Source organism: Bradyrhizobium sp. GCM10028915 (genome assembly GCF_042666195.1).
Taxonomy (GTDB): Bacteria; Pseudomonadota; Alphaproteobacteria; order Rhizobiales; family Xanthobacteraceae; genus Bradyrhizobium; species Bradyrhizobium canariense_D.
Genome location: NZ_JBHTFN010000021.1, coordinates 71,039 through 82,749, shown reverse-complemented (window position 1 = coordinate 82,749; position 11,711 = coordinate 71,039). Strand labels below are relative to the sequence as shown.

The window sequence follows — 11,711 nt, the reverse complement described above, 5'->3', positions numbered from 1 at the left end:
TCCCGTGTGTTTTGTTTTGCCCGCAGGCTATCGCTGCAGGTTCGGCTTGTCATCACGGCATGTGCAATCTTCGGTAGCCATTTGCGGCGTCATCATGGCCGCGTGAATGTTGCGGCGGCACACGCATCGCGATGCACAAGGGCCGTGATTTCCCGGGCTAATCAGGGTCGATCCACCTGTGTATGCTCTTGTTTTTGCCACGCGTGCAAACGGGCGTCATGACAGAGTTGAGTGAGCGGACCAAAGCGAACATGGACGTCGTCCTGGAGGAGACGTGCCGCCAACTGCCTCACGGCGGCGATCACGACAGCCGCAGGTTCATCGCCGAGCGGCTGATCGAGGCGGCGCGGTCCGGTCACTCCACGCTCGGCGAGCTCGGCATCATCGCACGGCACGCACTGGCGGAGCTTGCCGCCAAGCGGAGCTAGGCGCAGCCGCGGCGCTTGCTTCGCGGCGGGCCACGGACATAACCTGCCCAAAATCCTTCCGCGCGTCGAGATGCTCCGAAGATGCGGTCCGTGTTCGCGCTTTTTGCGACGTCACTCGTCCTCTGTTGCGCCGGCTCGGTCGTGGCCCAGCCAGTCGGCCAGTTTCCATTTGCGCTGACGCGCGAAGGACAGATGCTTGGCGCCGTCGAAGGCGAGGTGGCCTCGTTCAAGGGGCTGGCCTATGTGGCCGCGCCGCTCGGACCGCTGCGCTGGCGTCCGCCGCAGGCTGCACCCGAGAGTTCGGAGATGCGCACCGCCTATGCCTATGGCGCGCCGTGTCTTCAGCCCTCGCTGCCGGGATCGAGCGAGGATTGCCTCACGCTGAACGTGTTTCGTCCGTTCGGGGTCGACGGCCCGCTACCGGTGATGATGTTCATCCACGACGGCGCTTTCGTCAGCGGCACCGCGAATGATCCGCTGTTCGACGGTGCCAGGCTCGCGCAAGCCGGCCTCATCGTGGTGACCGTGAATTTTCGCCTCGGCGCGTTCGGCTGGCTCAGCGATCCCGCGCTGTCGGAAGGCGGCTCCGGCAATTTCGGCCTGATGGACCAGATCGCGGCGCTGCATTGGGTGCACGACAACATCGCGGCCTTCGGCGGTGATCCCACCAACGTCACCTTGTTCGGCAGTGGCGCAGGCGCAACGTCGATCGCGCTGCTGATGCTGTCGGAGCAATCGGGCGATCTCTTCCAGAAAGCCATTCTGCAATCGATCCCCGGCCGTGCGCGCCTGCGTTCGGCACAAGAGGCCGAAATTGTGGGGCGGCAATTCGTGGCGGTGCTGGGGCGACAGGCCGATTTACGTACAGCCGAACCGCAACGCCTGCTTGCCGTCGAAAAACATTTACTGGAAAAATCGCCGCGCAGCTTCGCGCCGACGATCGATGGGAGTCTGGTGGGCGAGGAGGTCGCCGCGGGTTTCGCAGCCGGACATGAGAGCCGCATCCCCTTGATCATCGGCTCGAACGACGATGAGACCGGTTTCGACGGCGAGCTGGATATCCGGGAAGAGCTGGCATCGTCAGGCACCACCAGCGATGAGCTGCGCAGGCTCTATCCCGATCTCGCCAGACCTTCGGACCGCGCGGCAAGGTTCTACACCGACAGGGTCTTCTCCGAGCCAGTGAGACTGCTGGCGCGCCTGCATGCCGCCAGCGGTGCGCCGACCTTTCGCTATCGCTTCGCCTATGTGCCGGAGGCACGGCGCGCAAACCCCGAGGGCGGTCACGGGCGGGAATTGCAGTTCATCTTCGGCGTCGAAGGCATGCCCGGTGCAGGCATCTTGTCAGGAGCCGATCGCGAGGTCGCAAATCGCATGCGCGCCTACTGGATCAATTTCGCCAGGAGCGGCGATCCCAACGGTGCGGACCTGCCGCATTGGGATTCGGCCGCAGGCAGCGATCGCCTGCTGCTGATCGCGAACGATGGCATCGCGAGCGGAGACGACCCCTGGTCGGAGCGTCTGGACCGGTTCGCGCATTAGAGGGGATGAGTTGGACTTAAGCCGCGAGCTCGACGCGCGGCGCCGGGCTTAGCCGGTCTTCCTCCAGATAATCCATCGCGCCGTCTTTCTCGACGGCGTAGAACTGCTGGCCTTCCTTCGACTTGTAGGCGGCGCGAACGACGCCGCGGCGGCCCTTGTCACTGTTGACGACGTCCCCCAACGCAAACTTCTTCATTTCACGTCCCTGGCTGCTGGCCGACTCCTTCGGCTACGCCCGGGATTCTGGGCAGCAAATCGTTAACGTCTTGCTAACCATACGGGTTTGCCTATGCTCGCGGCCGATCGCGCGGGCAGCTCGCACGCGCATGTTGCCAACGAAACGAGCCTTCGCCCATGGTGCGATTTCCCACCTTCTTCCTGTCGCATGGCGGCGGTCCGTGGCCGTTCATGGAAGACAGGCGGGTGCAATACGCGAAAACCGCCGAGGCGTTCGGCCGGCTGCCACAGCTCTTGCCGGAGAGGCCCAAGGCCGTGCTCGTCATATCAGGACATTGGGAGGCTGACGCCTTCACCGTGTCGACTTCCGCGCATCCGCCGATGGTGTACGATTATCACGGTTTCCCCGAGCACACCTATCACCTCAAATATCCCGCGCCGGGGCGGCCCAAGCTCGCCGCGGAGGTAAAGGCGCTGCTCACGCGCGCGGGTGTTGATTGCCGGGAGGATCCCAACCAGGGGTTCGATCACGGCACGTTCGTGCCGCTCGGGCTGATGTATCCGAACGCCGACATGCCGATCGTGCTGCTGTCGCTGAGATCGAGTTACGATCCGGCCGAGCACATCAGGATGGGGCAGGCGATTGCCTCCCTACGCGACGAAGGCATTCTGATCGTCGGCAGCGGACTCACCTATCACAACATGCGCGGGTTCGGCCGTGCCGAGTCGAAGCCGGTCTCGTATGATTTCGAGGCTTACCTGAACGAGGCGATCAGCCACAAGGACGCGGCGCGGCGCAACGCGATGCTGGTTGACTGGGAGAACGCGCCGAGTGCGCGCCTGGCCCATCCGCGCGAAGATCATCTGCTGCCGCTGATGGTGGCCGCCGGCGCCGCCGTCAGCGACACGGGCAAGCGCGTCTTCGTCGACGAGGTCGCGAATGTCGCGATGGCGTCGTATGTGTTTGGCGGGTGATCTTCTCCTCTTCCCGCAAGCGAGGAGAGGTGAAGAAGAGTGGCTCACCCGTATTTCAGCTTCATGAACAGGATGCCGCCGGCGAGCACCATGGTGATGGCGTTCGCGGCGACGAGGGGCGCATCGCCCGACAGCAGGCCATAGACGAGCCAGAGCGCCAGCCCAAGCACCATGACCAGGAACATGCCGAGCGAAATATCGCCGGTGGAGCGGGTCTTCCATACTTTGATGGCTTGCGGCGCGTAGGCCACGGTGGTGCAGGTCGCGGCGGCAAAGCCGATCAGCTTGATCAAGAACGGGTCCATGGCGGCTCTATAGCATTGATTCGAGGATGGTCGCGCCTCAGGCGCGCGCGGTCATGAGGCCGCGATAGAGCGCGGCATAGTCACCGGCGCGGTTGCGCCAGGACACGTCGGTCGCAAGGCCGCTCAGTTGCAGCCGGCGCCAGGTCAGCTTGTCGTGAAAGGCGATGTTGGCCTTGCGCAGCGTGCCGGCGAGGGCATCCGCGGTGACGGGTGCGAACTTGAAGCCGGTGGCATCGCGGCCTGATTTATCGGCATCGCCGATATCGACGATGGTATCCTCGAGGCCGCCGACCCGCGAGACGATGGGCACGGCGCCGTAGCGCAACGCGCAGAGCTGAGTCAGGCCGCATGGCTCGAACCGCGAGGGCACGATGAGCGCGTCCGAGCCGGCCTGGATCAGATGCGCCATGATCTCGTCGTAGCCGATCACGACCCCGATCCGGCCAGGGTTCGCGCGCGCTACGGCCTGATAGCGATCCTGGAGATCGCGATCGCCGCTGCCGAGCAAAGCGAGCTGCATGCCTTCGCGCAAAATGGTCGGAATGGCTTCGAGCAGGAGATCGAGCCCCTTCTGCCACGACAGGCGGCTGATGACGCCGAGCAATGGCGCTTCGTCCGAGGAATCCAGATTGAACTGTTGCTGAAGCACCGCCTTGTTCGCGGCCCGGAACGTGAGGTCCTCCGCGCCGAAGCGGTAGGCGATGTGCGGATCTTCTTGCGGATTCCAAACGGATACATCGATGCCGTTGAGGATTCCGCTCAGCACGTTCGCGCGGGCGCGAAGCAGGCCGCCGAACCCCATGCCGCCCTCGTCGGTCTGGATCTCCTGCGCATAGGTCGGCGAGACCGTGGTGATGCGATCGGCGAATTGCAGGCCGGCTTTCACGAAACTGATGCCGCCGAAATATTCGAGGTCGTTGACGCCGTAGGCGCGCCAGGGCAGGCCAATCGAACCAATCAGCTCGGGCACGAACTTGCCCTGATAGGCCATGTTGTGGATGGTCATCACGGTGGCCGGCCGCGGCCGATTGTCATAGTGCAGATAGGCCGGCGCGAGCCCGGCCTGCCAGTCATGGGCATGCACCACGTCGGGCACGAAGGCGGGAACGAGGCCGTGGCCGATATCGGCCGCGATGCGCGAGAGCGCGGCGAACCGCACGCCATTGTCCGGCCAGTCGACGCCTTCGGGCGTCACGTAGGGGTTGCCAGGCCGTGCGTAGAGATGCGGCACGTCGAGCACGAACAGATCGAGGCCGTCATGCGAGCCGGCGAGCAGACGTCCGGGTCCGCCGAAATAATCCGGCCAGCGCCGGATTTCGTCGGCTCCCCCCAGCACCCGCATCACGTCAGGATAGCCTGGCATCAAGGTGCGCATCTCGACGCCATGCGCCTTGAGCGCAATCGGCAGCGCGCCCGCGACATCGGCGAGACCGCCAGTCTTGACGATGGGATAGACTTCAGAGGCGACCGCGAGGACGCGAACAGGCGTCATGTATTGAGCCTGTCGAGCATCGGCTGGGTGATGAGCGAAATGCCCTGCTCGGTGGTGCGGAAGCGTCTTGCGTCCAGCTCGGGATCTTCGCCGACGACGAGCCCTTCCGGGATCTCGACGCCGCGATCGATCACGACGTTCTTCAGGCGCGCGCCGCGGCCGACATTGACATAGGGCATGATCACGGCGTTCTCGACATTGGCGTAGGAGTTGACGCGCACGCCGGTGAACAGCAGTGAGCGCCGCAGCGAGGCGCCGGAAATGATGCAGCCGCCCGAGACCAGCGAGCTCACGGCCTGGCCGCGCCGGCTCTCCTCGTCGTGGACGAATTTTGCCGGTGGTGTGATCTCGGAATAGGACCAGATCGGCCAGGCGCTGTCGAACAAATCGAGCTCGGGCACTACGTCGGTGAGGTCGATATTAGCGGCCCAATAGGCGTCGACCGTGCCGACGTCGCGCCAATAGGCGCGGGGGTCGCTGCCGGAGCGGACGCAGGAGGTCGAATACTGGTGCGCCATGGCGCGGCCGTTCTTGACGAGGTAGGGGATGATGTCCTTGCCGAAATCGTGGTTGGAATTCGGATCCTCGGCGTCGCGCTTGAGCTCCTCGAACAGGAATTTTGCGTCGAACACGTAGATGCCCATGCTGGCGAGCGAAACGTCCGGCTTGCCCGGCATCGGCGGCGGATCTTTCGGCTTTTCCAGGAACTCTTTGATCCAGCCGTTCTCGTCGATATGCATGATGCCGAAGCCGGAAGATTCCTGGCGCGGCATCTCCAGGCAGCCGACGGTGACGTCGGCGCCGCTGTCGACGTGCTGGCGCAGCATCACCTCGTAATCCATTTTATAGATATGGTCGCCGGCGAGAACGACGATGAAGCGGCAGGCGTGGGATTCGATGATGTCGATGTTCTGGTAGACTGCATCGGCCGTGCCGACATACCACATGTTTTCGGAGACGCGCTGGCTCGCCGGGAGGATGTCGAAGCTCTCGTTGCGCTCGGGGCGGAAGAAGTTCCAGCCCATCTGAAGGTGCCGGATCAGGCTGTGCGCCTTGTACTGGGTGGCGACGGCGATGCGGCGGATGCCCGAGTTCACCGCGTTCGACAGCGCGAAATCGATGATGCGGGATTTTCCGCCGAAATAGACCGCAGGCTTGGCGCGACGGTCGGTCAGCTCCAGCAGCCGGCTGCCGCGTCCGCCGGCCAGGACAAACGCCAGCGCCTGACGGGCAAGCGGCTCGGGTCTCGCGGCACTCATGTCATCCTCCCACAACTCTTGCGCTCGCGAGAAGCCTCCCGGCCGCGCTCATTTGGAACCGATAGTAACGGCACGAATAGTAAATCGGGAAGGTGGTTGTTGGTTGCGAATGCGCCGGAAGCTTAATGCTTTGCCGCGTGATCGGGCCCCAGGCACCGTCCTGCCGGTGTCACTCGCGGCGAGGTTGTGGAGCCCGTCAGGTACCGGTTGATCAGAATGGAGGCATGCGTCTTGTGCGGTGCACGCAAAACTCGAGGCTTTGACCTCGCGCCAGGATGCCCGATGATGGCGCTGCGATCCATGTCCAAGCCAAACGTCAGAAAGGAGTAAGACGATGAGGGTCTGGAAAACGGCAGTCGCCGGTTCGCTCGCCGCCGCGGTCATGGCGGGGGGGATTCAGCAGGTGGCGGCGGCTCCGCTGCCCACCAATGTCGCAACCATGAAGGCCGCCGTCGGCGACGATGTCACGCAGGTGCACTGGCGCGGCCGAGGTTTTGGATGGGGTCTCGGCGGCCTTGCCGCTGGCGCGATCATCGCAGGTGCCATCGCCAGCAGCGCGCCTTATGGCTATGGCTACTATGGCGGCGGGCCCTATTATGGCGGCTACGGATACCCGGGCTATGGCTACGGCTATGCGCCGGCCTATTACGGCTATGGTCCGGCCTATGCTTATCCGCGCTACTATCGGCCTTACCGCCCGTATTTCGGCCCTCGTTACGGCTACTACCGGCCGTATTACCGGCACTATCACCGCGCGTATTGGTGATCGATCAAACGGGCGGACCCGCTCGCCGCAGGGCGACGACGCTGAAGAGGTTTGAGGGCCGCTGAATGCAAGCGGCCCGATCGGCTTGCGCGCGCTGAACCCGGTGATGCGGCACGACGAGCCGGCCATGCCCGCCCACGACAATCCCGATGCAGATCGCGACGATGATCGCGATCTCGATGCACCATTCGAGCGGTCCCGAGCTCATGGCAGCGCGATGGCGTTGGCGAGATCGAACTCGGACAGGCCCGGGCCGCCGCACGCAAGGTAGATGGCGACGAGGAAGATGCGGCTGAGGACGGTGAGGCCCAATATGACCCTGATGTCGTAATGGCGAATGGCAAAAGCGAGAGGCGAGATCGCCAGATGTTTTAGAATGCTCATGGCCAACTCCTTGCCAAAATTCAGGCATCGACTGCCTGCCGACTGAAATGACAGCGTGATGAAAAGGCCGTCCGACGCCTTGCCGGCGTCTCTGAAATGGACAGGCCAATGCTAGTGCCGGCGCAGGGCGCAGGTCTTTATCGCGTCCTTACATTTGGCTGAGCTTTCCCTTAAGATGGGCGAGCATCCGGGGGTCTGAGCCGTGCGTAGAGACGCGCTTGCCTTTGGTGAATTCTGCCTCGACCGTGCCAACGCGCTGTTGTGGCGAGGCGGGGAGCGGATCGCGCTGGCGCCGAAGCCGTTCGAGGTTCTTTGCTATCTCGTCGGTCGGCCCGGTGAGCTCGTCACCAAGGAAGAGTTGCTCGACGCGGTCTGGTCCGATCTGCACGTCAGCGAGTCGAGCCTCGCCGTTGCCGTGAACGCGCTACGCTCGGTGCTCGGCGACGACAGGCAGTCCCCCAATTACATCGAGACGGTCACGCGGCGCGGCTATCGTTTCATTGCGCCGGTCGCGACCGCCGACTTGCCTGCGATCGAGCGGGCGCCCGAAGAAGAGACCGCTTCCGTCACGGAGCAGGTCGTCGATCGACGCCGGCACTGGAGAGTCGGGCGCACCGGGGCACTCGACACGCTGGACAAGGCATTGCAACTCGCTCGCACCGGACAGCGTCAGGTCGTCTTCATCACCGGCGAGGCCGGGATCGGCAAGACCACACTCTTGCAAATGACGCTCGACAGGATGAACCAGCAGGGACTGGGCGTGCTGCACTGTAGCTGCAACGAGTTGTTCGGCACCCATGAGGCCTTTCTTCCGCTGATCGGAGCGCTGAACGAGTGCTGCCGTCGCACCGATGGAGCATCGCTGCTGACGTCCATCCGCGAGCACGCGCCGACCTGGCTCGCGCAGATGCCCGGTTTCCTCGGCGAAGCAGAGCGGGCCACATTCCAGCATGAGGTCTTTGGCGCAACGCGGGAGCGCATGCTGCGCGAATTTTCCGATCTCATGGAACATCTCGCTGTCACGCGACCATGGGTGATCATCCTGGAAGATCTGCATTGGAGCGACTTTGCCACCGTGGATGTGCTCTCCCGGCTGGCGCGGCGGGATCGGAGGGCTTCTATCCTCGTGCTCGCCACCTACCGGCCGATGGAAGTCGCCGTCGGCGGACATCCTATCCGTGCCGTTCATCAGGACTTGCGGATTCACGGACACGCCACCGAGCTCGCGCTCGATCGACTGACCGGCACCGACGTCGAACGCTATCTGTCCCTGCGCTTCAGCTCGGCCGATTTCGCCAGAGAGCTGGTCGAGCGCATCTTCGCGCGAACCGGCGGGCATCCTCTGTTCGTGTCGTCTCTGCTCGATCATCTCGTGGCGCAAGGCGCGCTCGTCGAGCACGAATTGGGCTGGCGGCTGGTCAGCGAAGACGCAGCCTCGCATGACAGCATGCCGCGCGATCTGGAAGGAATGATCAAGCAGCAGATCGATCACCTCACCGTGGACGAGCGCTGCCTGCTCGAGGTCGCCAGTGCGGCGGGAGCGGAGTTTTCCGCGCTCAATATCGCCGGTGCGCTGGACCGTCCCGTGCTGGATGTCGAGCAGATGTGCGAGGACCTGGCACGGACCGATCGCATCATCGTCGGGGCCGGCATGACCGAGTGGCCGAACGGAAGCGTCTCCGGTCGGTATGCGTTCCAGCACGCGCTTTACCAGGAGATCCTCTACCAGCGGCTCGCACCAGCGCGCTGCGCGAAAACCCATGCGCTGCTTGGGGCGGGGCTCGAGCAGGGCTATGGGCCGCAGGCTGCGGAGATCGCCGCCGTTATCGCGCGCCATTTCGAACTGGGCCGTGATTTCCCGAAAGCGATGCATTATCTGGGCGCGGCGGCCGAGGGCTCGGCGCGAAGGTTCAGCACGCGCGAGGCCGCCAATTACCTGTCCCGCGCCTTGGAGCTGGTGCCGCATCTGCCGCCGGAATTTCGGGTGACGACACGTCTGAAGTTGCTGCTTCAGCGCGCCTGGGCCTGGCGGGCCAGTGGAGATTTCCTGAATTCCCTGCAGGATCTCAGCGCTATCGTGGCGCACGCGGCGGAGAACGGGCACGTGCGCGAAGAGGTTAACGCGCTGGTCGATCTCAGCAGATTCTGTCTTTACGTCGATCGGCGCCAGAGCCTGCCTGTTGCGGAACAGGCCCTTATCAAGAGCAGGGCGATCGACGACGCCGCATTCAGCGCTCTGGTCCAGGGCAACGTTGCCAATTTGAAGCTGATGCTCCGCGGCTGGGATCGTGAGAATGCGGACCTTGCCGAGCGTGCGTCAGCACTGATCACCGGAGAGCAGGATCTGAGCATGCGGCTGCGACGCTGCTCGATGGAGATGGTGCTGGAGTTTCTGCGCGCGAACTATCCGGCCTGCTGCGATGCGACGACCAGGGGAAAGGAGCTCGCCCGCCTGGTCGGTGACGTCTATCTGTTCGTGCTTTATGAATCGGTCGAGGCGTTTGCCCAGATTTATCTCGGCGAATGGGGCCAGGCGCAACGAAACCTCGTCTCCGCGTTGGCTATCTCGGAACGGAATGCAAATCCGCAGGCCGTCGCGCTGTGTCATCTCGCGATCGGATGGCTGTACTCCGAGGCGGAGGAATATGGCAGCGCGTCACGGCGTGCGGAGGATGCGCTCGGCCCGATGATCGAGGCCAATCCGTTCACGTTCTTCGTTGGCAGAAACCTGCTGGCGCGAGCTTATGTCAGGATGGGCGACCTGGCTCGGGCGCGGCAGCATCTCGATGCGATGGAGCGGCGAATGGAGGTCGACCGGGTGCCAATGGAGTCGCTGGTCATCCCCCATTATCTGCTGACTTGCTGCGACTATTGGATCGCGATCGGCGATCTGGACCGTGCCCAGGGCTCGGCCAGCCAGTTTCATGAGGTGACCAGCGCGGCACCTGACCGGCCGTTTCTCGCGCTGTGCTACGAGGCCATGGCGAGAATTGCGATGCTGAAGCACGATGCGCAACTCGCCGGCGGGCATTTGTCGGCGGCCATGTCGATCCTCCGCCATGCCAGGTTGCCGCATGCCACCTGGCGGGTTTACCGCACGACCGCGGTGCTCTATGAGAGCCTCGGACAAGCGCAAAGGGCTGCCAAGTGGCGGGACCGCTCCTGCCAGGTGATCGCATCGCTGGCAGAGACGCTTGATCCCAATGATCCGCTGCGCTCGGCATCCTTTTTCGACGCAGGCCGGGACACCGGGCCCGATATTGCGGGACGCTGATCGGCTCAATCCGGCAGGTCCGCGATCTCTCGCGGTTCGCCGGGCCGTTGCTTGACCTTGAATTGATTTTGCTGCTGCCGCAGCGTGCGGGAGCCACGGTAGGCATCCCTGCGCAATCGCATGATCGAGCCGAGCGGCTGATGCGCGGCGAGACATCGCCATGGATCGAACGAAAGCACCTCGTCGGAATAGACGCGACGCGCGGGGCTGTCGGCGGTCTGGCGCGGAAGCGTGATCTTGCCGAGTGCTTGCGGCGGCGCGACGTCTTCAGGCCAGTCGATCGAGGCATCTTCGATCGGTGTTCGCTCCAGGTCGGTGCAGAGCTGGGCGAATAATTCGTACTCGGCCGCATTCTCCTTGAAGAAGGCAACGACGCTGTTCAGCACGGCATCATCGGCATCGTGGCAGGGTCGGCCGGTGAGTTGGCGAACCGACGCCGACATCGGCACCAGGCGAAGCCTTGCGATATAATCGCCAAACCGCAATGCTCCCTCCGTGTGAAAGGTTTCTCCGAGGATGTTGCTGCCGGCATCACCGAGCGCTTTCAAGACGATCGGGATCGGAATGCCTGTTCTGTCCGATGCGGCGACCAGGACGCGCGCCAAAAAGCCTATGGGTCCGTACGCCAGATCAGGCAGGAACAGGGTGTGCTCGACCTTGTGCTGTGCGCGCATATAGGCCATCGCATCCGCGAAATAGCTGGGGTGATTGACGAGCAGGAGATCCTGGTTCGTCGAATCGTCGTCGCCGAGCGCCTTAGCCCCCGTCACGCCCAAAACCTTGACGGCAAACCCTCGCGGCGAACGGACACGATCGCTCCTGTTGAATGCGGTGGAGAGGCGGACGATGATCGGGAAGTGGCCAGCCTGCTTGAACAGGCCTTGGCGCAGATGATCCGGCAAATTGTCGTAGACGATCAGTTCGCCCCGGAGATAGCCGGCGCCCTTGGCGTGCTGCTGCCGGGTCCCATGCTTGTCTTTGCGAAAAGTGCGATCACTCGTTCGCGAAATCGAAGCAACGATCTCCTCGACCGCCGCCGCTTCCTCCGGCAGGATGTGTTCGACGGACGGATCGTAACGAAGATACTGATCGGCTGACATGGCGCTGAT

The 11,711-nt window shown here is 63.6% G+C and carries 11 protein-coding genes; 5 read left to right on the top strand and 6 right to left on the bottom strand.

Annotated elements, in window-relative coordinates; translation table 11 throughout:
- Positions 1–182 precede the first annotated feature (182 nt).
- Both ACFQX9_RS12230 and ACFQX9_RS12225 read left to right on the top strand, forming a co-directional pair.
- Positions 183–428, top strand: coding sequence for a hypothetical protein (locus ACFQX9_RS12230; RefSeq protein ID WP_018457468.1), 246 nt, complete (start codon positions 183–185; stop codon positions 426–428).
- An 81-nt stretch (positions 429–509) separates the two neighbouring features.
- The gene (locus tag ACFQX9_RS12225; RefSeq protein ID WP_377788694.1) at positions 510–1,970 is read left to right on the top strand and encodes a carboxylesterase/lipase family protein; all 1,461 of its coding nucleotides are present in this window, start codon (positions 510–512) and stop codon (positions 1,968–1,970) included.
- Between the two features lie 16 nt (positions 1,971–1,986).
- Here ACFQX9_RS12225 and ACFQX9_RS12220 read toward each other — a convergent pair whose 3' ends face one another.
- The gene (locus ACFQX9_RS12220) at positions 1,987–2,166 is read right to left on the bottom strand and encodes a hypothetical protein (RefSeq protein WP_007601069.1); all 180 of its coding nucleotides are present in this window, start codon (positions 2,164–2,166) and stop codon (positions 1,987–1,989) included.
- 158 nt (positions 2,167–2,324) lie between these two features.
- On the opposite strand from ACFQX9_RS12220, the gene ACFQX9_RS12215 reads away from it, so the two are divergent.
- Positions 2,325–3,122, top strand: coding sequence for a DODA-type extradiol aromatic ring-opening family dioxygenase (locus ACFQX9_RS12215; RefSeq protein ID WP_377788691.1), 798 nt, complete (start codon positions 2,325–2,327; stop codon positions 3,120–3,122).
- Between the two features lie 44 nt (positions 3,123–3,166).
- Here the strand turns inward: ACFQX9_RS12215 and ACFQX9_RS12210 are convergent, their stop codons facing one another.
- Genes ACFQX9_RS12210 through glgC form a run of 3 tightly spaced genes read right to left on the bottom strand, consistent with a single transcriptional unit; the run spans position 3,167 to position 6,178 of the window.
- Positions 3,167–3,427 (bottom strand): SemiSWEET transporter, encoded by a 261-nt coding sequence (locus ACFQX9_RS12210; protein ID WP_018457471.1) that lies wholly within the window; start codon positions 3,425–3,427, stop codon positions 3,167–3,169.
- 37 nt (positions 3,428–3,464) lie between these two features.
- On the bottom strand, positions 3,465–4,919 hold the full coding sequence (glgA, locus tag ACFQX9_RS12205; protein WP_377788689.1) for a glycogen synthase GlgA: 1,455 nt from the start codon (positions 4,917–4,919) through the stop codon (positions 3,465–3,467).
- A complete protein-coding gene (glgC, locus tag ACFQX9_RS12200; protein WP_007613273.1) occupies positions 4,916–6,178 on the bottom strand; it encodes a glucose-1-phosphate adenylyltransferase in 1,263 nt (420 codons plus the stop codon). The genes glgA and glgC overlap by 4 nt, the downstream gene beginning before the upstream one ends.
- Before the next feature lie 334 nt (positions 6,179–6,512).
- On the opposite strand from glgC, the gene ACFQX9_RS12195 reads away from it, so the two are divergent.
- Entirely contained in the window at positions 6,513–6,944 is a 432-nt protein-coding gene (locus tag ACFQX9_RS12195; RefSeq protein ID WP_085350233.1) for a hypothetical protein, read from the top strand.
- Between the two features lie 204 nt (positions 6,945–7,148).
- Here the strand turns inward: ACFQX9_RS12195 and ACFQX9_RS12190 are convergent, their stop codons facing one another.
- On the bottom strand, positions 7,149–7,328 hold the full coding sequence (locus ACFQX9_RS12190; protein ID WP_018457475.1) for a hypothetical protein: 180 nt from the start codon (positions 7,326–7,328) through the stop codon (positions 7,149–7,151).
- A gap of 202 nt (positions 7,329–7,530) precedes the next feature.
- Here ACFQX9_RS12190 and ACFQX9_RS12185 point away from each other — a divergent pair, with 202 nt between their 5' ends.
- Positions 7,531–10,602 (top strand): ATP-binding protein, encoded by a 3,072-nt coding sequence (locus ACFQX9_RS12185; RefSeq protein ID WP_377788686.1) that lies wholly within the window; start codon positions 7,531–7,533, stop codon positions 10,600–10,602.
- Positions 10,603–10,607: 5 nt separating this feature from the next.
- On the opposite strand, the gene ACFQX9_RS12180 is transcribed toward ACFQX9_RS12185, so the two are convergent.
- Complete coding sequence (locus ACFQX9_RS12180; RefSeq protein ID WP_377788684.1) at positions 10,608–11,702, bottom strand: catalase family protein; 1,095 nt, start codon at positions 11,700–11,702, stop codon at positions 10,608–10,610.
- Between the last annotated feature and the right edge of the window lie 9 nt (positions 11,703–11,711).